The organism is Acidiplasma aeolicum (assembly GCF_001402945.1).
Classification (GTDB): domain Archaea; phylum Thermoplasmatota; class Thermoplasmata; order Thermoplasmatales; family Thermoplasmataceae; genus Acidiplasma; species Acidiplasma aeolicum.
Map to the genome: position 1 here is coordinate 20291 of NZ_LKBG01000231.1, position 20069 is coordinate 40359.

The window sequence follows — 20069 nt, forward strand, 5'->3', positions numbered from 1 at the left end:
TTAAATTAATAAGCCAAGGGATTATATAATAATTCCTAAAATACTAAATTCATCCACAGGGTTTGATAAAAAAATTAGTTAATTGCTAAATTGTTTTGCACTTTATATTTATATAGTAAAAATAAATAAAGTATAATATGCTGCAAAAATGGATAGCCCTATCCAATACAACAATAGGGCAGCTAATGGCCACAATAAATACGAGCATAATAATAGTGGCACTTCCACCAATTTTCAGGGGCATACATCTGAACCCACTGGCACCACAATCATTTCCATATCTTTTATGGACAATAATGAGCTATATGATTGTTGTATCAGTTCTGCTGCTCACCATAGGCCGGCTTTCAGATATGTACGGCCGTGTGAGGCTTTTTAACTTGGGTTTTTTAATATTCACAATCGGATCCATACTGCTTTACCTAACCCCGGGAACAGGATACACAGCAGCCACCGAATTAATTATTTTTAGAATAGTTCAGGCTGTTGGCGGATCATTTATAATGGCCAACAGCTTTGCAATCATTACAGATAATTTTCCAGGTGAGGGACGTGGATTTGCCCTATCCATAAATAGCGTTGCTGCTGTATCCGGTGTGAGCATAGGCATAGTCCTTGGAGGATTTTTATCGGTAATTTACTGGCGTGATGTTTTTCTCATAAGCGTTCCTGTTGGTATATTTGGCACATTCTGGTCATATTTTAGACTTAGGGAGACATCAATGAAGAAAAGGGACAGGCTTGATATACCCGGAAATATTCTATTCGCCGCCGGTATTATAATACTTCTCATTGGTGTGACATATGGAATAACACCATACGGGAAAAATCCAATGGGATGGACAAATCCATTTGTTATAATTTCACTGCTTACCGGTACATTGCTGTTAATAATCTTTCCTTTTATTGAGAAAAAATCAGGGAACCCAATGTTTAGGATTGATTTTTTCAAAATTAAGGGGTTCAGCATAGGCAATTTTACTGCGTTCATATCCGCCATGGAAATGATGGGATTAATGTACATGTTAACAATTCTGTTTCAGGGTGTATGGCTTCCAATACATGGATATCCATTTTATATAACACCGTTATGGGCAGGGATATATATGCTGCCAATGACGGTTTCCATGGGCCTTTTCGGTATACTTGGGGGGCGTTTATCAGACCGTTATGGCTTCAGGATTCTAACATCTGCAGGCCTATTTATATCAGCATTTTCATTGGTTCTGCTTGCATTTTTACCATATAACTTTTCATACTATTTAATGGGCATAATCCTTGTTATATTTGGCATTGGTTATGGCCTTTTCAACGCTCCAAATATTTCTGCGGTAATGTCTGTGGTTCCTCCTGAAGCCCGTGGAACCGCATCCGGCATGGTGAATACAATGAGGAATACAGGATATACTGCCAGCATGGGGTTATTCTTTTCCATTCTTATATATGGGCTTTCTAAATCATTGCCTGTAACAATTTCCTCCGGCCTAAGGGCAAAAAATGCAGGACAGCTAATACCATATTTAATCCACATGCCACCCACCGAGGCCATATTTGGAACCTTCCTTGGAATAAACCCTGTATCAGCAATCATCTCAGGAATTCCAGGGCCTGTAATTTCCTCTGTACCTGCAAATGCATTATCCACGATTACCGGAAATACATGGTTTTCCTATGTTTTTGCCCCTGCCTTCATGGGGTCCCTTGACACTGTTTTCTTTATAGTGGCAGGCATAACGGTATTTGCAGGATTAATCTCATTGCTCAGGGATAGGGATAGGATAAGTATTGATAAAAAAACAGGATCCTCCTCTAAAATTATTAAAAGGCTTAAGGAATATAAATAATTAAAATATACCATATAATGAATAGTTTTATATTCATTAAATAATTTTATTTATTATGGACAGAAAAATCTTAATGCATGTTGGACCAACCATGATTGATATTGATGTTTTACTGGCCGGTGTAAGGAATAATACCGGATTTGCATCACCAGAATTTGTTACTTCCATGGGAAATGCACTTAACGGATTAAAATATGTAATGAATGCCCCTGATTACCAGCCATTCATACTTCCGGGCAGCGGAACCATGGCCATGGAGAGTGTAACATCATTATTAAAAAAGGGTGATAATGTACTTATAGTCAGCTCCGGTGTTTTCGGGGATAGATGGGTAAACATTTTTAAAAAATATCCCCTAAACATCAAGCATTTAAGATCAGAACCCGGACATATAATCCCGCAGGATGAGGTTTCAAGAGAACTGGAAAACGGAAAATATAAAATGGTTACAATAACACAGGTTGAGACAAGCACCGGTGTTTTATATCCTGTGGAATCCCTTGTAAAGAAAATACGTGATAAGGTTGATATCATTGTTGTTGATGCGGTTGCCAGTGCAGGTGCCGAAAAATTAAATGTGCAGGACTGGGGCATAGACGTCTGCCTCACAGCCAGCCAGAAGGCCATGGCAGCACCACCCGGTGCAGCCCTAATGGTTTTATCCCAGAACGCTGTTAACCATTTATCAGAAAATTCAATATCTGGATTTTACACAGATTTAAACCAGTGGATTAAGGTTATGAACAGCTTCCAGAACGGTAAATCAGGATATTATACAACACTTCCTGTGCATATAGTATTCTCACTGGAAAAGGCATTTGACCTTATAAGGGAGGAAACTCTTGAAAACAGAATAAAAAGGCATGAAATAGTTTCAGGTGCAATCAGGGCCGGATTAAATGGTATGGATATGCCTGTAATGGCTGAAAAGGGTTTTGAAAGCCACACAGTTACCGGAATGATGCTTGATGGCATAAGCATGAATGATTTTCTTTCAGAATGCCTTAATAATGGTATAGAAATGGCCACAGGCATAGTCCCGGAATATGCTGGAAAATATGTAAGAATTGGACATATGGGCTGGATAAACCAGAACGATGCAATTTCAACAGTGGCCGTAATAGAGCGGGTTCTGAGGGATATGGGCAGGAAAATACCTGCCAATTCTGGTGTATCTGCAGCACAGGAATATCTATCCTCAAACATTAAAGACTAAATTTTATTCAAATGTAAAAATCATTTATTTTTGTATATAAATTATAATTTTGAATTTTAAAATCACTGATAAGTATTTCCATATATTTTTTTCTTGCATCATCCATTGGTATTTTAAATCCCTTTATTTCCTCAATTGAGGTCATTATCTCAGGGTCAAAATTGCAGGGGTTTATCAGATAAAATTTTTTAAGGTCTGTATTAATGTTTAATGCCATGCCATGCAGTGTTGAAAAACCTTTTATTGCGAGGCCTATTGAACATATCTTTTTATTATTTACCCAGACACCTGTTTTTTCATTTAGTTCAGGATGAGCATCAATATTATAAACTTCAAGGAAATCAGTAACGGTTTTCTGAATTAATCTGATAACATCAAGCACATTCTTATTACCTTCCTTCATGTTTATAATAAAATATGCTACCAGCTGTCCAGGGCCATGGTATGTTAAATAGCCTCCACGTTCAGTCTTTATAATGTTGTCCATTGCGCCTTTATAGTGAACACCTGAGGTATAAACATCATTATGTTCAAGAATTATAAATGAATCCTCAATTTTATTCTGATTCCTTAAATTATTTAACCTTCTCTGAAAATCCAGAATTTTTTTATAATCCTCAACACCAAGCACATAAATATCTGGCATAATATGATATTATGAAACAGTATATATTTAATTTGCAAAGGACTTTTTTTGATTTTTATTATATTTATGGGCAATCTTTAAATAAATCATTTATATATTAAGGCATATGCCACAGGATACAAATTTGAAACAGTACTATACATCATTTAAATATCAGTTACTGGGTTATATTAAGACCAAAAGGTTTATCGGGCTTACCCTTTTTTCATTAATAGTTTCGATTGCGGTTACACTTTTAATGTTTCATGTGGAATACACAACGTTAAAGGATTCAAACTCGCCAACATTTTTTTTAAATTATCTTGATACATCACTTCTGGATATTATTGTTGTGGTCGGTTCATTTTTTGGTGGTGATTTAATTTCAGGCGATGTTGGCACCGGTTCAGCATATTACATACTTGTTCAGCCGGTAAAAAGGTCAGTTTTATTTCTTGGGAAGTATACCGCTGCACTGCTATCATCCTTTTTCATAGTTTTCCTTTACATACTTGTCGGAATTTTTGCATCTATTGACCTTTATGGAACGGTAACATCCAAGGTTGCACTGAGCCTTGGCCTTGTACTTTTAATGGTTGCCGCAACCATCATGCTGGCATCATTTTTTAGCTCCATATTTAAGAGCCCAACATCCGGCATGATCACATCAATTGTTCTATTAATTCTAGTATTTCCAATAATAACCGGAATTATAGGCAGCCTTGAGGGCATATATCCAATTGAATTTTTAACCTTTGCAGGTGAGATTACATACCTTATTTTCAATACCGAATATCCCGCAACAAAAATAGTGAGTCCGGCATTGCATGGCCTTAAAATATACACGTTTAATCCGGCATTATATCAGGGGATAGAATCACTTCTGATTTATTTAATCGTCTTTGGCATTATATCAATTGTGATTTATTCAAGGAGGCAGATCGAGGGATAAAAATGGAAATATCAATGGTCAATGTTTCAAAAAAATATAGGAATTTTACCGCACTGGACAATGTATCATTTAATTTTTCCGGTAAAAGGGCCATAGGATATCTTGGTCCAAACGGTGCGGGAAAAACAACAACATTAAAAATTATGACAAATTTATTAAGGCCATCACAGGGCACAGTAGAATTAAATGGCATAAATGTTAATAAAAATCCAAAAAAGGCCCTGGAATCGGTTGGCTCCATGATAGAAACACCTGTGCCATACCCATATTTTACCGTAAAGGAATCACTGGAATTTATCGGTGAGCTGAGGGGCATTGACAAAAGAACTGTTGATGGCAAAATAGACGAATATTTTGACGCACTTAAACTACCACCATTAAAAAATAGAATAGGTTCATTATCAAAAGGCCAGAGGCAGAGGGTTGTTTTTGCATCTGTTCTTGTATCTGATCCGGATATAGTGATACTTGATGAGCCAACAAGCGGCCTTGATCCATTTGAGAGGAAGATATTCCGTGATTTTATATTGAAACTAAAAAAGGACAAGCTTGTTTTCTTCTCATCCCATATACTCTCAGAGGTCTCAGAAACATGTGATGATGTAATATTTTTAAATCATGGGAAGGTTCTTAAGATAGGAAATATGGGCGAGATAACAAGGAGCTTTAACACAAACGCGGTAAAAATTGAGTTTGTTAAAAATGTGGATAATGATATACTATCAAGGTTAAGGGAATTAAAATATGACATTATGGATTCATCAGGAAGAACTGTAACAATCAATTATTCAGGAGATGAGCAGGAGAGGGCACAGATTCTGATTAACGCCATTAAAATCTGCCCTGTAATATCATACACATCTGCAGGATCAGACCTTGAAAAGGCATATATATCAATTCTTGGGGAGAAATGAGGTGGCACCCTGGCGTTATCTGGGGCTTCTCTATTCCAGGGAAAAGCCCTAGCTCCAAGGGCATAAATTCGGTAAAGTTTTGTGTTATATAAATTTCTGGGCAAATGCATAATATAACCTATTTTATTTATCTGCGTTTTATTTTGATATATTCCAAATTTATATGCTCTGTCTCTCTTTAATAACTTTTTTAGAATATATATTATAAATATAGAATAATATATACTATAAAACTTTGCATCCCCATATCCCAATGGAAGGAGACTTAACACTTTAAAGTTAAAATTTAAATTATAATAAATAATCAGATTTTATGTTAAGAAAATTTGTTAATGATTTTATGCTGGGTTTTTCCATAAATTCATTTCAGAACGATCAGGGTAATGATTCCATGGCTGTTAACACGGACTGGTATAAATGGTCCACTGATAAAACCATGGAAAATATGAATTATGTTTCAGGTGGAATAGGTAATGGCCCGGATTTCTGGAATAATTTTAGGAAATATATAGATAAAATTGTAAATGCTGGATTAAACTCTGTAAAAATCGGGATTGAATGGTCAAGAATATTTCCAGAAAGCACAGAAAATGTTGAGATTAATTATAAATCAAACTCCTCAGGCGATGTGTATTCAGCAGAATTTGATGATAATTTATATAAAATGCTGGATATCAGGGCAGATAGAAAAAGCCTTGAACATTATGAGTCAATTTTTAAATATATAAGGTCAAAAAATATCAGAATAATTGTTACATTATGGGATGGAACATTACCATTGTGGATTCATGACCCTGTTGAATGCAACAGGAATTTACATAATTCAAAGAATAAGGGATGGCTTAATAAGAATACAGTTCTAGAATTTGGAAAATACTCATATTACATTTCAAAAAGGTTTGGCAGTTATATTGATTATTTTAACACGATGAACCGGCCAAATTATTTTGCAATAAACAGCTATTTATATGGCAATATTGAGGGATATCCACCGGGGCTTTCAGATTTTTCACTTTTAATGGAGGCATACCGTAATATGGCCTATGCACATAATCTGGCATACCTTGCCATAAAAAAATCAATTAATAAGCCCGCTGGATTAACCATGGAGGTTCCATATTTTACACAGGAAATGGATAATGATAATAATATATTCATGGTAAATTTTGTCAAATATCTTTATTATAATTTATTTATAAATTCAGCACTTTATGGAAATTTTGACATGAACCTTACAGGTGAGTTTAAGGAATCAAGGCCATATGAATTCAACGGTACGGATTTTATAGGCATATCATATTATGGAAGCATTCCAGTAAGGTATGTGCAGAATGAGGGTGTTGATATAAGATACCGGTTTGCCTTTATACCATGCACTAACTGCAGCGATGATTTCCATGAAATCCATCCTGACGGAATTAAATATGTGGCATCCGAAATATATAATACATACAGAAAACCCGTAATAATAACGGAAAACGGTATTGCAACAGAATCAGATGATAAAAGATGCGATTTCATTAAACATACATTAATAGCCCTGCATCAGGCAGTTAAAGATTATCATATAAATTTAAAAGGATATTTTTACAGATCGCTTACAGATACCTATGAATGGGCACATGGTTTTTCATATAAATATGGGATTTTAAATGATAACATAAACTTTAAGGATACAGGGTCCATGGATTTATACTCAAATGTGGCAAAAAATAATGGGATAGAGGATGAAAAATACCGTGCATATGAATAAAAAATAAATATAATCTTTAACTTATTAATTATGAACATCATAGAATACATTAAAACAGATGAAATAAAGGGCATAATAAAAAATATAATGAATGCAAAATTTGTGCTGGAGATGCAGGATGGGTCATTAAGTGATGATAAATTCAAATATTACCTTATTCAGGATGACATATATTTAAAATATTATAAGGAGGCCGGAACAAAAATAAAAAATAATACAAAGAACAATGGCATTATAGAACTCTATGATGCAATAGGTTCCGATGAACCGGTGTTTCATCTTCAAATGCTGGATAAATTTGGAATAAAAAAGGAAAATATAACTGAGGATTTAATTAATTATACAACATATTCTTATATAAATCATTTAATAAGATGGTCAGAGGATTCAGATTATAACGGCATGCTGTCAATGCTTCCATGCCAGTGGTCCTATGAGTACATAGCGGAAAATTCAAATGTTAAATCTGATAAATACTCATTCTGGTTTGACTTTTATAAATCTGATGGTTATATAAAAATCACGGCAAAATACTTTGATATACTAAAAGATCTGGAATTAACCGGGATGCAGAAAAACATCTTTAAATTTGGATTATTATATGAATTAAATTACTGGATATGCAGTTATAATGGAATATAAATATGGCTTTGGCATTAACCACTGGATGATTGAAGATACTCTTAATTATCTATATAATTTAAAGAGAAATGGAATTAAACTGGATTTAACAGCCACAAGGCTGTTTGCGGAATATAATGGCAACCCTCAGGATAATTACAGAAGCATACACATAGCGGGAACAAATGGAAAGGGTTCAATTTCATCATACATTTATAATATATTGAGGCAGAAAAATAATACAGGACTTTACACATCACCACATTTAATAGATTTTAATGAAAGAATTGTATTTAACCGCGAATTAATCACTGATGAATATATAAAAAAATTTGTTGATAATAACAAAAATTATATAGAGGAGATGGCAAAAGAATACAGAAATCCAACCTTTTTTGAGACCACAACGGTTATGGCATTTAAATATTTTTCAGACAGGCATGCAGATTATGCTTCAGTTGAGGTTGGCCTTGGGGGGCGTCTGGATTCCACAAATATAATAAATCCCGAGGTAAGTGTGATAGCCCAGATAGGCTATGAGCATTACAGAATACTTGGCTGCTCATTAACATCAATTGCATATGAAAAGGGCGGAATAATTAAGGAAACAAAACCTGTTGTACTGCTTGACGACAAGCCCGAGGTTGTGGCCGAGATTAAAAAACTTGCAGCAGTGAGAAAATCAAAATTAATCCGTGTATCTGAATACTGCACTGTTAAAGATCTTGAATATGATATGGAAAAAATAAAATTTACTGCAGTTACTCCTGATGGCAGCTATAATATAGACGCAAAAAATTCAGGGCTGTTTCAGGTTAAAAATATCTGCACTGCAATAGCAGCCGTGAATTCACTTGAAAATCCTCCAGATATAAATACAGTTGAAAGGGGAATATATGAAAGCAGATGGCCCGGCCGGTTCGAGATTGTTGACAGCCATCCGCTGGTTATTTTTGATTCCGCACATAACCCGCCAGCTGCAAATGCACTTGTTGAATCATACACAAAAATCATAGGTAAAAAACCTTTACTTGTTATAGGCATGCTCTCAGACAAGGATGTTTTCTCATACCTTTCTGTCATGAGCCGTTTATCAGACAGTGTTATATTTACAACGCCTGATGAACCAGAAAGGGCAATACCACCCCAGACCCTCAGAGAATTATCAGGCAATCTGTTTAAGAACATCACTGTTATTGATGACCCTGTTATGGCATATGAATATGCCATTAAATCATCAGACTATATACTTGTGACTGGATCTATGTATCTTGTCGGATTTTTAAAAAAATATATAGGTTCACCGGCAGTACCATTTATCTAAGAATAAATAAATAGATAAAACAGTCAGTAACTAACCCAGTTAAAAAATATTTTTGTATATCCAATACATAGCTATTTTATTAGCTGATATTTATGGACAACCCTTTTATTAAATACAGTAAAACAAGCGATTACGTTATAGGCGACCTTAAAAAATTAAGCAGTTCATATATACCCGACAACTTTCCACACAGGGAAAAGCAGATAAATGAAATTGCAAAAATACTAAGCTCAATTATTAACGGGGGAATTGCATCAAATATACTTATATATGGAAAATCCGGATCAGGAAAAACATCCTCAACATTGTATGTTACATCAATGCTCTCCGAGGCTGTTTCAGGAAATTTAAACTCAATTTATATAAACTGTGAAATCTATGATTCACAGTATTCCATACTTATAAATATAATAAACTCAATAAATATTGGTGAAACACAGGTGCCCTCTCTTGGACTTCCACTGGATCGCGTTTATTTTGAATTAATTAGAAGATTAAAAAAATCAGGAAAATATACAATAATAATACTTGATGAAATAGATAAATTAATCCAGAAAAATGGCAGTGATGCACTTTATGTTATACTTAAGGTTATATCTGAGGTTAACGCATCGATTATAGGAATTACAAATGACTCATCATTTGTTAACAGGCTTGATGCCCGGGTCCAGAGCAGGCTTAATCAGGAGAGCATAATATTCCCGCCATACAATGCAATTGAACTAAGGGATATACTCAATTTTAGGGTATCCGGGATTATTAAAAGGGAATTTATAGATGATTCTGCCATTAATTTATGTGCCGCACTTGGTGCACAGGAACATGGAGATGCCAGAAAATCCATAGATTTGTTAAGAATAGCCATAGAGAATGCACTCAGGGAGGGTAGGGATCTGGTAACAGCAGATGATGTATACCGTGCCAGGGATAAATTTGAGATGAATATATTAAAGGAATCAATAAAAACCCTGCCAATACATTCAAAAATGGTACTTTTAAGTGCAGCATTAACACAGGAAACAGACTCAGATCTTACAGTGACCGGTGAAATATATGAAAATTACAAAAACATTAGCACCGAGCTTGGTTTTCAACCATTAACAATGAGAAGAATATCCGATCTTTTAACTGACCTTGAGGACCTTGGCCTTCTCTCAACAAATACCAGAAGCCTTGGGAGATATGGTAGAACCAAATTTATTCGTGTTATGGGGTCCATAGAAAATATAAAATCATACATTATGGAAGATCCGGCATTTATAAACTTCCAGGGTTCCAAAATAGTTAAGCAGACCAAACTGAGAACCAACTTCGACTCATATTTCGACGGGTTAAATGAGAACAATAATAAATAATGAAAATTTTTAATAAACATATGACAATATACAATCATGTTTAAGGTATTCGAAATCTCAAAGGAAAACAGAAATATTATAGACGAGGTTCTTAACGATGATGTTCTTGGCAGGCAATCAGTTCAGTACAAGGATGGCGCAGAATTTGGATATGATTCATCATATATACTTTTGATTGAGGGTTCTCCAGATATTTTTGAGAGGGTAAATTCAATACTCAATGGAAAATCTGAAGAAATTGGCGGGAAAAAGGCCGAAAAAATTTATGAGAAAATAAAGGAGGACGAAAACAATTCAAAGGAAGGCATGGGATTTATTTTTGGATGAAAAATGTTAATTATTACTGGCATGCCGGGTGCCGGCAAGGATGAATTTGTTAAGGTTGCCAGATCCATGGGCTTTGTGGATGTCCACATGGGCAATACTGTGAAAAAATATGCATTAAAAAATAATATTAAGCAGGATGATTCATCAATAGGTAAGTATGCATCAGCAGAGCGTCAGCGTTTTGGCATGGACATATGGGCAAAAAGAACAGCCGAGGACATTAGGGAACCGGACATAACAATAGTTGATGGTTTAAGAAATTGTGAGGAGCTTGAATATTTTAAAAAGCATTTTGATAATATAATAGTTATAGCTGTATTTGCAAATGAATCAGAGAGGCTTGAAAGAATCCTTAAACGTGACCGCGAGGATGATGTTAAAAGTCAGGAGGGCCTTCGAAAGAGGGATAGCAGGGAGCTGTCATGGGGCATAGGCAAGGTAATATCACTTGCAGATTACATGATTGTAAATGATTCAACCCTTGATGAATATCATAAAAATGTAGGAATTCTATTGAATGATATTATAAACAGGCACTCTGAAATAAAGAAAAAACTAGTCAAATAATTTTTTTGTGTAATTATATATGGCCTTAAAAAAATATTCACCTGTACCTTTTTCATGCACATGGCCGTCAGGCATCATCTGAAAATTATAGTAAACACGTTCGGGATGTGGCATCAGACCTATTACATTGCCATTTTCGTTTGATATTCCGGCTATGTCCATTACCGAGCCATTGGGATTCCATGGATATCCTGATCCGGTTCCATCAGGATTTGTGTACTTAAATAATATCTGATCATTTTGTAAAACCTCATCAAGTATATTTTCATTTTTGAATAAAACGCGTCCCTCAAGATGTGCCACAGGAACCTGCATTATCCTGTCCCTAAATGCACTTTCAAATATTTTATTTCTGGATGTGTAATTAAAATATGTATACCTGCATTCAAACCTGTTGGATTCATTTACTGCCAGAACCATGGATCTTTCCATTTTATTTCCTGTATCAGGAAGCATGCCAAGCTCACTAAGAACCTGAAATCCATTACATATTCCAAGAATTACCCTGTTTAAATCATTAAATTTCTGGAGGTCTCTTATATATGCCCTTAGCCTCGCGGCAAATATGGCACCCGCCCTGATATAATCACCGGCAGAGAATCCACCCGGTATTAATAAAACATCATAATCCAGAAGATTTTTTCTACCTGAATTTAAATCGAAAATATGTATGTAATCCGGTATAAAGCCAGAACGCTGGAGGGATAAATATGCTTCCTCCTCGTTATTTGTCCCCTCCATTCTGAGGACTCCTGCCCTTAAACCGTCACTTTGCACTTTTTATCTCCTTTGATTTAACTCTAAGACCGGTATAACCGCATTTTCTGCATCTTTCGGCCCTTATTGAGTTCCTTGCGTAGCATCTCATGCATATCTTTTTATTTAATCTTCTCTCTACTGCTTCTGGAAAAGGCATAAAATCACAAGGCTTAATCAAAAAAGAATATTTTAACTTTGTTATAAAAATTTAAAAAAGTTATTTTTATCTTTCAAGCTTCATTTCACTCTTTGCACCCTTATCCTCTATGTTCTTAAATCTGGGTGCAAGTTTTTCAAGTATTCTTGGAAGTGCTGTATATTCCATGTCCTCATCAGGAAGCCTATGAGGCTCAAATACGCCCATCTTCCTTATGTAGTTTGCCATCTGAAGGGCCTCTGTTCTTGCAAAGTCAAATGCAACATCGTTAAACATATCTACAGGCCCATGAAGCTTTCCATCCTTTAACACAAAGCCCATGGCAGCAACCCTTGGTGGACCATCAAATCTGGTCATCATTGAGTTATTTAATCCAACAGGCATTATGGGTCCATTAAATGATCCACGCATCCAGCCTGATACAAGATATGAGTTTGCAAATGGTTCAAGTGCCTCACCTGATGCAGGAAGACCGGACTGTATTCTCACTATGCCCGCTGGGTCATCCTTTCCCACGTATTCACCGGCTATAAATGATAATTTATCAGTGGTTATAACTGCAACATTTTCGTCCGGGAGCTTGCTGTGTGTTTCCTTTGTAAATACCCTTTTAATTACATATTTCCCCTTTGAACCTATAAGTGCAAGGAGATCATATGTATCCTCAGGCAGGGACATTATTACCTTCTTTCCGTTGTATATATCCCAGACCTCAAATTTGAATCCCATGTGCATATTCGGGTCTATTACCAAACCCGGGGTGTTAAAAGGATCCCCAAACATTTTATATATTGGGTAATTAAATGCTCCAGGCTCTGTCTTATCCATCATGTAAACTATGAATGGCTCTGCCTTTCTTGGTGTAATTTCGAGTTCTGCGACTCCTGGCCCCATGCCCTTTATATTTCCTGAAAATGCATCCTTTAGCAAGTCCTGACCGGCACCATACAAGCCCGCCTCCTTTGCCACCTCTGTACCGGCCTTGAAGGCGTTCCATGCGAGTTCATGTATTTCAGGGTTATCAGCACCCATTTTATGTACCATGGTTATCTGTATGTCATCACCTATATGTGATATATGGTAATCAGAAATAAGAGATTCCCCATTTTCCTTTATGTATTTATCAACAGCATTAACCACCGGCTCATATACAACAGTGTGCCCTGGTAAGCTTCCAATATCTGCCTTTATATGTGATATGGTTGTCTTCATGCTTAATATATTGTTAACATACTTATTAAATTTTTTGTTATAAATCGTAACTGTTTTTAAATAAATATTCAGTGCATTTTCCCATTTATAAAAAAATACTAAAAAACTTTAATTATATTTTATAGCATTTTTGCATAATTAATGCTGATGGCAATGCCGGATTCCTTTATCATTCTTGCAATGAAGCCATTAACACGGTAATTAAAAAAATCACCGAAATAATAATTGCCAACTCTTATAATGTTTGCAAAATTATTCGGCTTATATTCCAAATCCTCACCCATTGCATTTGCCATGGCCCTTATGCCTGATGACCTTGCTATAATTGCAGACATGGGTGTGAATGTGTTTTTAATGGCCATGGAATCACCGCATGCATAAACATCATCATAATCAACAGATCTTAAATAACTATCAACAACAATTTTTGAATTTAGGGTTGTTATGTCAAGATCATTAAGCAGTAAATTTCCAGTGAGCCCTCCTGCAAAAACAGAAACATCAGATTTAAAATCACCAGCATCGGTAATTATGGAATCTTTTTTAACCTCAATAACCTTTGTGTTAAAAAGAACATCAACACCGAGTTCAGAAAGTTTTTTTAAGGCTATTTCATGATACTCATTCTTTAAGCCCTGCAATAATCTTTTTCCCGCCTCTATTATTTTTATATTCACTCCATGTAACGACCCTGCAAGTTCGACACCCAAGTAGCCGCCGCCTATTATTGTAAGATTTTTTGCATTCTTAATTGAATCTCTCAATTTAATGGCATCACTGAGCTGGGCCATTGGGTATATGTACTGTTTACCCTTTAAAAATGAATAATTCTGTGATTTTCCAAGAGCAACTATTAACTTATCGTATCCAATTTTTCTTTTTTTTGTAATCACCTTCCTATTTTTAAAATCTATATCCATAACCTCATCATATACATCTGCATTTCTTTTTATTACAGCAAATTTTTGATCCATGCCCGAGGCAACATCAATTAACCTTGGAAATACAGTCATTAATTCAGATTTTTCAACAAGCATGGCATCCCTGTTATAAGTTTTCGCGGCCACGCCCGCTATGCCTCCACCAATAATTACAATTTTTTCCATAAACGGTAAATCAGAAAGCATTAATAATTTCTTTTAATGTCTGGTATACATCCACAGATTTTTCTATAACTGTACCTGTAACTATTATATCCGCACCGGCAGATAAAACATCATGGGCGGATTCATAATCCCTGATGCCACCACCAACTATTAACGGAATTTTAACCTCCCTTTTAATCCTTGATATTACATTTTCAGAAACATGTGTTGGTGAACCAGAACCCGATTCAAGGTAAAGCAATTTAAATCCAAACATCTCTGCGGCCAGTGCATAGGAAAGTGCTGTCATTTCATCATCCCTTTTTATAAGCATGGCATTTCCAACACGCCCAACAGTCATGCCCGGGTCAAAGATCAAATATCCCATTGAAATTGTTTCAATACCAAGTTTTTTAAGTATTATTGATGACCTTACCTGATGGCCAATTAAGAATTCATTGCTCTGGGAATTCATCAGCATCATATAATAAATGGCATCGGCCTTCTTGCTTATGCTCTCACTGGAACCAGGGAATATTATTATTTTTTTATCTGTTACCTTTTTAATTTCTTCAATTGTTTTGTCAATTAATGCTGGATAAACCTTTGTAGACCCGCCTATCATAAAAAAATCTGTTCCAGCCTTATCAGCCTTCTGTGCAATACTTACTGCCTTTTCAACATTTTGTGAGGCGGGATCTATTAATGTCATATGCACCTTTTTGCTTTTTAATTTTTCAAGTATTTCTGAATAAACGCTCAATTAATACCACCCAGGAGGAATGAAAACATGCCGAATATCATGGCTATTTTAGACACCTTTTGACCCTCTGATACACTTTTTCTCATTATAACCACACTGTATATAAATATAAAGTCATCTATAATAACTGCATATAAATAGTACACAGAAAGAATTTTAATAAGATATGGAACAGCAGATATTGATACTGTTATTCCAACAAAAACAGTGGATAATATTTTGGCATTCCCTATACCATATTTTTTTGGGAATGTCATTCTGTCCTGATCTCCCTTTATATCCTCTATGTCCTTCATAATTTCCCTTGAAAAATTTGAAAAAAATGCTAGCAAAAAAAGAAGTGTCATTTTTAGTAATGAATCTGTTATTACACCACCAAATAAAAAAATCATGCCTATCAGGAGGCTTATGGTAAAATTTCCTGTCAGTCCAAGTTTTTTGGTTTTAAACTCATAACTTACCAGAAGCATTTCTGCAATAAAAACTATAAGCGATATTTTATATGATATAAATGATGATACAATTATTGCAATGACAAAAATTATAATAGACACGATCAGTGCAGATTGCCTTGTAATTTTTCCAGATGGCAATGGCCTGTCAGGGTGATTAATCTTATCTGTGTTGAGATCACTTATATCATTTATAATATTCCCGGCACCTGTTACGAGGAATACACTTATTGCCCCAAGTGTTAGTGGTACCAAAAATTTATAAAACATAACATTTACAGCTATAAATCCGATAATATATATTGAAAAAAATCCCATTAAAGCGTTAACAGGTCTTAATATCCTTATCCATGGATTCATTTAATGGTTATGCCTAACTATATGAAATATTTTATTATGCTCTTATTTATTTTAACATGTAACTAATATATAAAAAATAACATTTATTATATTTAATGTAATTACTATTCAATGAATGACCCGGCATCAAAATATTTTAAGTGCACAGATCGGGAAAGAGCCATATTTGAGGCCGGGATAAAACTTGGCGCCATATATCATCAGTATACAGGCATTCCGGTAAATGAATCAAACATTGAATATATCCAGAAGGCAATAGAAAGCGCTACAATGTTACAGCCCTTTGTGGAAAATGTAAAAGTAAAAATAAATCTAAATGCAGAAAATGATACTAAATTCAATTATAAATCTTTAAACGGTACCATGCTTGAGGTCGACCTGACTGTGAATTATAACGGCAGCACTGCAAGGGCAAAAATGAAATATTTAAGGGATTTAAATTATCCGCTAATGTATCTGGAGGAATAAATATGGGAATAAAGGTTGGTATAACAGGGCCGGTTGGCTCCATAAAAAGTGAGGCGCTGGCAAAGGTTATGGAAATGCTTCAGAATGATGGCAAGGTTATTGAGGGCACCCTCATGTCTGAAAAATCTGAGCATGGTAAATTATACAGTTATTTTATTACTGATATACTTACAAAGAAAAAAATAGAATTTGCAAGGTATGACCTTGTATCAAGGGTAAAGGTGGACAAGCTGGGTGTTGATACAAAGGCCCTTGAGGAGCTCCTGATACCATCTCTTGAAAAGGCCCTTGAGGAGGCAGATATAATAGTTATTGATGAACTTGGAAAGATAGAAAATGCTACTAAAAATATAAAAAATGAAATAGAAAAGGTAATGAAATCGGAAAAAGAAATTATCATAACGCTTCATAAAAAATCAAGAAATCCCGTGTTACAGGAGTTCAGGGCATATGAGAGCGTCAGGGTCTTTGATATAACACCAATAAATAAAAATATACTTCCATTTAAAATAGTTAAGGTGCTTAATGGAGAGGAAGAATCAATTTAAATTAATACATGAGGGTGCAGTACAATTAAGGGTTCCATTAAATTATAATCTTAAGGGCCCGGGCACAGCACAGTCCGGGTTTTATAATGCATCACAGAAATTAAACAGGGATATTACATTATCATTTCTTAAAACATTTAAGCCACGCCTGGCCCTGGATGCATTTGGCGGAACCGGGGTCCGTGGGATCCGTTTTCTAAAGGAGGCTGGGATTAAAACAGTGATAACTGAATTAAACCGTGAATCCTTTGACATTATTAATCAGAATGCCCTATTAAATGGTGAAGACCCAGAGGTAATTAATGCAGACTTTAGATGTGTTATAAATAAATACCTTTTTGATTACATAGATATTGATCCATATGGGTCTGTAATACCATATATTGGCGATGCAATCATGGCAGTAAAAAACAGGGGATATATAGGTATTACAGCAACTGATTTAACAGCCCTAACAGGATCAATGCCACAAAAAACCTTAAGGAGATATAATGCATATATAAACAATGATGCATACAGGCACGAGTCCGGAATCAGGCTTCTCATAGCCAGTTTTGTCAGGGCTGCTGCTGCACAAGATAAAGGTGCCTTTCCCTTAATTTCATTGTGGCACTCTCATTATTATAGAATAATTTTTAAAATATACTCATCAGCAAATAAGGCAGATGAGGCACTGGCATATATAGGTAAAATAAATAAGAATAAATCAATATCAGATATATACATGGATATGGATGAGGGGCCATTGTGGCTTGGCCACATTCACGGTATTGATTTTAACAGCCTTATAAGAATTGACAGCCCTGACTCAGAGTACCTTAAAATTCTGGACAGAATGAAAAATGATGATTTATCATTAATGTTCTTAAATCTTCCTGATATATTTAGGGCAAAAAAGATTAATTCAATAAAAATGGAGGACGCCATAAGAATACTGAATGATAATAATATAAGGGCCGGCCGGACACAGTTTTCAGATACCGGCATAAAGGCCGATGCAGATCTAAGGGATTTACCAGAACTATTGATTTCTTAAGATGTTCTTTTCCTTTTCAAGGACAAACTGTCTTACATCTATATTATTGTCTGATAATACTGTAATAATTGCAGTTTCAATATCTATGTACCTCATATTTTTGATGAGTTCCTTTGCACGCACAATTGCCTCCTTTTTTGTCATTCTGCCTGATGAAGCCGCCGTATCAAGAAGCCTGTCTATCAATGGTCTTTCACCGGAATCCATGAAAAGCCTGTCAGGGTCAACGGTAAAATCCAGTGGAACTATTACACCATCGGAGTTAAAATTTGGTACATACTTTCCATTTTTTTCCACAAGAAGTTTATCTTTTAAACAGCCCTCTATAAACCTGTCTATTAAATCTGGGGGTATTAAAGCCCTTTTAAATGATAATGATGTTAAAAAATCGTTTTTTGTGTAGCCCTCCAGTTTTTTGGCTGCCACTATGGCAATTAATTTTCTGGCATCGTCCTTATTCATTATATGATAATAATATTATTTTATTAATGTTTATCCTGTAAAATATCTATATCCCTTTTTATCATGTTTATTACATTTTTTATGGTTTCCTGAACCATATTTTTATCATTGCCTGATGCGGATACCTCAATTTCAAGAACCGGCGATTTAATCTCATTGCCCTTTGGGTGTGTCTTTATATAAACCATATCACCATAATCTTTCATCAAATTTTTTATATACGGTGCCAGGGAGCTTTCCATAATTCCATTTACGGTAAAGGATTCGTCAAGATAAACATAATTTTTTATTCTTATTTTCTCAATAAAGTTGTTCATTATTGATTCAACCTCCCTGGGAACCCCTGGAAGTATAATGTACTTTTTATTATCAATTTCCATGTACACTCCGGGGGCCGTGCCAGCATCATTTTTAAGTGGTATTGACCCCTCAGGAATTATTGCCATTTTCTCTCTTTCAGGGGTTATCTTATCAAATTTATTTTTTATCATGTTAAATGCAGTTTCATTAAGCTTTAAATTAAGGTTAAATGCCCTTGCAAAACCAGTTAATGTCATATCATCATAGGTTGGTCCTAGACCTCCGGATGATATAATAAGATCACCATAGGCGGCAGCATTTCTGAATGCAGCTGCTATTGCATCGAGATTGTCTGGAACTATAATGCCGAGTGATACATTATATCCAGAAAATGTAAGCAGCTTGCCTATAAATGAAAAATTTGTATTAACTGTCCTCCCCTTCAAAATTTCATTGCCTATTGTAATTATAACAGCCTTCATAAATTATTATTATAATAAAATATATAATTGTATAGTAAATTCATTGGGGTATAAAATAAATAAATTCTGCCATCTGATACCATTGTACATACCAGTATGTCAAAATTGAATATTTTAATTAATTTGCCTGAATAAGAGATGACATTCCACAGATTAAATATGCCCTATTGCTGCATGTTCTTGAAAATTGAATCATATATATTTTCTTCCTTTTTATTATCGTCCCTTTCATTTGCTATTTTTTTTATTTTTTCCGAGTCTATATACCACTGATTTATCCTCCATGTTTTTCCCTTTATTATGGATATTTCCTCCCTGTGCGTTGAAAGTATGCCGCTTTCCTCTAGATTATAAAAAACATCACGTTCTGATGGTGATAGCACATTGTCCAGTACATAATCGTCATAACCGAAAAATGATAATATAAAATCGCATAGATCCTCCACATCCCTGCTGGACATGCCCTTTTTACCATATATGTTGTCCA

The 20069-nt window shown here is 35.0% G+C and carries 23 protein-coding genes; 13 read left to right on the forward strand and 10 right to left on the reverse strand.

From position 1 onward, the window contains the following. Positions 1–137 precede the first annotated feature (137 nt). Both AOG54_RS05695 and AOG54_RS05700 read left to right on the forward strand, forming a co-directional pair. Complete coding sequence (locus AOG54_RS05695) at positions 138–1844, forward strand: MFS transporter (RefSeq protein WP_054964543.1); 1707 nt, start codon at positions 138–140, stop codon at positions 1842–1844. A 55-nt stretch (positions 1845–1899) separates the two neighbouring features. Further along, positions 1900–3060 (forward strand): pyridoxal-phosphate-dependent aminotransferase family protein, encoded by a 1161-nt coding sequence (locus AOG54_RS05700; protein WP_055032527.1) that lies wholly within the window; start codon positions 1900–1902, stop codon positions 3058–3060. 7 nt (positions 3061–3067) lie between these two features. Here AOG54_RS05700 and lipB read toward each other — a convergent pair whose 3' ends face one another. Next, entirely contained in the window at positions 3068–3706 is a 639-nt protein-coding gene (gene lipB / locus AOG54_RS05705) for a lipoyl(octanoyl) transferase LipB (protein ID WP_084779381.1), read from the reverse strand. A 106-nt stretch (positions 3707–3812) separates the two neighbouring features. On the opposite strand from lipB, the gene AOG54_RS05710 reads away from it, so the two are divergent. The 8 genes from AOG54_RS05710 to AOG54_RS05745 all read left to right on the forward strand — a co-directional run bounded on the left by AOG54_RS05710 (position 3813) and on the right by AOG54_RS05745 (position 11498). Continuing rightward, positions 3813–4637, forward strand: a complete 825-nt coding sequence (locus AOG54_RS05710; RefSeq protein ID WP_055032528.1) for an ABC transporter permease — start codon at positions 3813–3815, stop codon at positions 4635–4637. A 2-nt stretch (positions 4638–4639) separates the two neighbouring features. Then, positions 4640–5551: an ABC transporter ATP-binding protein gene (locus tag AOG54_RS05715; RefSeq protein WP_054963773.1), complete on the forward strand. Its 912-nt coding sequence runs from the start codon at positions 4640–4642 to the stop codon at positions 5549–5551. A 313-nt stretch (positions 5552–5864) separates the two neighbouring features. Then, positions 5865–7304: a family 1 glycosylhydrolase gene (locus tag AOG54_RS05720; RefSeq protein WP_054964212.1), complete on the forward strand. Its 1440-nt coding sequence runs from the start codon at positions 5865–5867 to the stop codon at positions 7302–7304. A 30-nt stretch (positions 7305–7334) separates the two neighbouring features. Continuing rightward, complete coding sequence (locus tag AOG54_RS05725; RefSeq protein ID WP_048101529.1) at positions 7335–7946, forward strand: TenA family protein; 612 nt, start codon at positions 7335–7337, stop codon at positions 7944–7946. After that, a complete protein-coding gene (locus AOG54_RS05730) occupies positions 7936–9249 on the forward strand; it encodes a bifunctional folylpolyglutamate synthase/dihydrofolate synthase (RefSeq protein WP_236689077.1) in 1314 nt (437 codons plus the stop codon). The genes AOG54_RS05725 and AOG54_RS05730 overlap by 11 nt, the downstream gene beginning before the upstream one ends. A gap of 92 nt (positions 9250–9341) precedes the next feature. Then, positions 9342–10604, forward strand: coding sequence for an ORC1-type DNA replication protein (locus AOG54_RS05735; protein ID WP_054964213.1), 1263 nt, complete (start codon positions 9342–9344; stop codon positions 10602–10604). 36 nt (positions 10605–10640) lie between these two features. Continuing rightward, positions 10641–10931 (forward strand): hypothetical protein, encoded by a 291-nt coding sequence (locus AOG54_RS05740; RefSeq protein ID WP_048101527.1) that lies wholly within the window; start codon positions 10641–10643, stop codon positions 10929–10931. Positions 10932–10934: 3 nt separating this feature from the next. Beyond that, positions 10935–11498: an AAA family ATPase gene (locus tag AOG54_RS05745; protein WP_054964214.1), complete on the forward strand. Its 564-nt coding sequence runs from the start codon at positions 10935–10937 to the stop codon at positions 11496–11498. Here the strand turns inward: AOG54_RS05745 and purQ are convergent. From purQ to AOG54_RS05775, 6 genes are all read right to left on the reverse strand, one after another. Then, the gene (purQ, locus tag AOG54_RS05750) at positions 11487–12275 is read right to left on the reverse strand and encodes a phosphoribosylformylglycinamidine synthase subunit PurQ (RefSeq protein WP_082180449.1); all 789 of its coding nucleotides are present in this window, start codon (positions 12273–12275) and stop codon (positions 11487–11489) included. The two genes, AOG54_RS05745 and purQ, sit on opposite strands and share 12 nt — an antisense overlap. After that, positions 12265–12414, reverse strand: coding sequence for a 50S ribosomal protein L40e (locus AOG54_RS05755; RefSeq protein ID WP_048101525.1), 150 nt, complete (start codon positions 12412–12414; stop codon positions 12265–12267). Before AOG54_RS05755 ends, purQ begins: the two co-directional genes overlap by 11 nt. A gap of 66 nt (positions 12415–12480) precedes the next feature. Continuing rightward, the gene (gene fbp / locus AOG54_RS05760) at positions 12481–13626 is read right to left on the reverse strand and encodes a fructose-1,6-bisphosphate aldolase/phosphatase (protein WP_054964215.1); all 1146 of its coding nucleotides are present in this window, start codon (positions 13624–13626) and stop codon (positions 12481–12483) included. Positions 13627–13745: 119 nt separating this feature from the next. Beyond that, positions 13746–14732, reverse strand: coding sequence for an NAD(P)/FAD-dependent oxidoreductase (locus tag AOG54_RS05765; protein ID WP_048101821.1), 987 nt, complete (start codon positions 14730–14732; stop codon positions 13746–13748). A gap of 10 nt (positions 14733–14742) precedes the next feature. Next, positions 14743–15474 (reverse strand): geranylgeranylglyceryl/heptaprenylglyceryl phosphate synthase, encoded by a 732-nt coding sequence (locus AOG54_RS05770; protein WP_082180448.1) that lies wholly within the window; start codon positions 15472–15474, stop codon positions 14743–14745. Then, entirely contained in the window at positions 15471–16286 is an 816-nt protein-coding gene (locus AOG54_RS05775) for a UbiA family prenyltransferase (RefSeq protein WP_055032529.1), read from the reverse strand. Before AOG54_RS05775 ends, AOG54_RS05770 begins: the two co-directional genes overlap by 4 nt. 111 nt (positions 16287–16397) lie before the next feature. Here AOG54_RS05775 and AOG54_RS05780 point away from each other — a divergent pair, with 111 nt between their 5' ends. From AOG54_RS05780 to AOG54_RS05790, 3 genes are read left to right on the forward strand one after another with little or no spacing between them, the layout of a single operon-like run. After that, on the forward strand, positions 16398–16754 hold the full coding sequence (locus AOG54_RS05780; RefSeq protein WP_055032530.1) for a dihydroneopterin aldolase family protein: 357 nt from the start codon (positions 16398–16400) through the stop codon (positions 16752–16754). A gap of 2 nt (positions 16755–16756) precedes the next feature. Beyond that, positions 16757–17302 (forward strand): NTPase, encoded by a 546-nt coding sequence (locus AOG54_RS05785; RefSeq protein ID WP_048101521.1) that lies wholly within the window; start codon positions 16757–16759, stop codon positions 17300–17302. Continuing rightward, positions 17280–18338: a N2,N2-dimethylguanosine tRNA methyltransferase gene (locus AOG54_RS05790; protein WP_055032531.1), complete on the forward strand. Its 1059-nt coding sequence runs from the start codon at positions 17280–17282 to the stop codon at positions 18336–18338. Before AOG54_RS05785 ends, AOG54_RS05790 begins: the two co-directional genes overlap by 23 nt. Here the strand turns inward: AOG54_RS05790 and AOG54_RS05795 are convergent. The 3 genes from AOG54_RS05795 to AOG54_RS09945 form a co-directional block, all read right to left on the reverse strand. Further along, on the reverse strand, positions 18324–18800 hold the full coding sequence (locus tag AOG54_RS05795) for a DUF2240 family protein (RefSeq protein ID WP_055032532.1): 477 nt from the start codon (positions 18798–18800) through the stop codon (positions 18324–18326). The two genes, AOG54_RS05790 and AOG54_RS05795, sit on opposite strands and share 15 nt — an antisense overlap. Before the next feature lie 23 nt (positions 18801–18823). Continuing rightward, positions 18824–19582 carry a nicotinamide mononucleotide deamidase-related protein gene (locus AOG54_RS05800; protein ID WP_048101518.1) on the reverse strand — a complete coding sequence of 253 codons (759 nt, stop codon included), beginning with the start codon at positions 19580–19582 and terminating at the stop codon, positions 18824–18826. A gap of 164 nt (positions 19583–19746) precedes the next feature. Then, positions 19747–20069: DUF6015 family protein (locus tag AOG54_RS09945; protein WP_084795516.1), on the reverse strand; the 323-nt coding region annotated here is incomplete at its 5' end.

Excerpts from the sequence above, each read along its gene's own strand:
- AOG54_RS05700 (WP_055032527.1), top strand. The coding sequence starts at position 1,900 with ATGGACAGAAAAATCTTAATGCATGTTGGACCAACCATGATTGATATT.
- AOG54_RS05780 (WP_055032530.1), top strand. The coding sequence starts at position 16,398 with ATGAATGACCCGGCATCAAAATATTTTAAGTGCACAGATCGGGAAAGA.
- AOG54_RS05785 (WP_048101521.1), top strand. The coding sequence starts at position 16,757 with ATGGGAATAAAGGTTGGTATAACAGGGCCGGTTGGCTCCATAAAAAGT.
- AOG54_RS05775 (WP_055032529.1), bottom strand. The coding sequence starts at position 16,286 with ATGAATCCATGGATAAGGATATTAAGACCTGTTAACGCTTTAATGGGA.
- AOG54_RS05730 (WP_236689077.1), top strand. The coding sequence starts at position 7,936 with ATGGAATATAAATATGGCTTTGGCATTAACCACTGGATGATTGAAGAT.
- AOG54_RS05800 (WP_048101518.1), bottom strand. The coding sequence starts at position 19,582 with ATGAAGGCTGTTATAATTACAATAGGCAATGAAATTTTGAAGGGGAGG.
- AOG54_RS05720 (WP_054964212.1), top strand. The coding sequence starts at position 5,865 with ATGTTAAGAAAATTTGTTAATGATTTTATGCTGGGTTTTTCCATAAAT.
- AOG54_RS05695 (WP_054964543.1), top strand. The coding sequence starts at position 138 with ATGCTGCAAAAATGGATAGCCCTATCCAATACAACAATAGGGCAGCTA.
- AOG54_RS05745 (WP_054964214.1), top strand. The coding sequence starts at position 10,935 with ATGTTAATTATTACTGGCATGCCGGGTGCCGGCAAGGATGAATTTGTT.
- AOG54_RS05765 (WP_048101821.1), bottom strand. The coding sequence starts at position 14,732 with ATGGAAAAAATTGTAATTATTGGTGGAGGCATAGCGGGCGTGGCCGCG.
- AOG54_RS05735 (WP_054964213.1), top strand. The coding sequence starts at position 9,342 with ATGGACAACCCTTTTATTAAATACAGTAAAACAAGCGATTACGTTATA.
- AOG54_RS05725 (WP_048101529.1), top strand. The coding sequence starts at position 7,335 with ATGAACATCATAGAATACATTAAAACAGATGAAATAAAGGGCATAATA.
- AOG54_RS05790 (WP_055032531.1), top strand. The coding sequence starts at position 17,280 with ATGGAGAGGAAGAATCAATTTAAATTAATACATGAGGGTGCAGTACAA.
- AOG54_RS05755 (WP_048101525.1), bottom strand. The coding sequence starts at position 12,414 with ATGCCTTTTCCAGAAGCAGTAGAGAGAAGATTAAATAAAAAGATATGC.
- AOG54_RS05715 (WP_054963773.1), top strand. The coding sequence starts at position 4,640 with ATGGAAATATCAATGGTCAATGTTTCAAAAAAATATAGGAATTTTACC.
- AOG54_RS05795 (WP_055032532.1), bottom strand. The coding sequence starts at position 18,800 with ATGAATAAGGACGATGCCAGAAAATTAATTGCCATAGTGGCAGCCAAA.
- lipB (WP_084779381.1), bottom strand. The coding sequence starts at position 3,706 with ATGCCAGATATTTATGTGCTTGGTGTTGAGGATTATAAAAAAATTCTG.
- AOG54_RS05740 (WP_048101527.1), top strand. The coding sequence starts at position 10,641 with ATGTTTAAGGTATTCGAAATCTCAAAGGAAAACAGAAATATTATAGAC.
- fbp (WP_054964215.1), bottom strand. The coding sequence starts at position 13,626 with ATGAAGACAACCATATCACATATAAAGGCAGATATTGGAAGCTTACCA.
- AOG54_RS05710 (WP_055032528.1), top strand. The coding sequence starts at position 3,813 with ATGCCACAGGATACAAATTTGAAACAGTACTATACATCATTTAAATAT.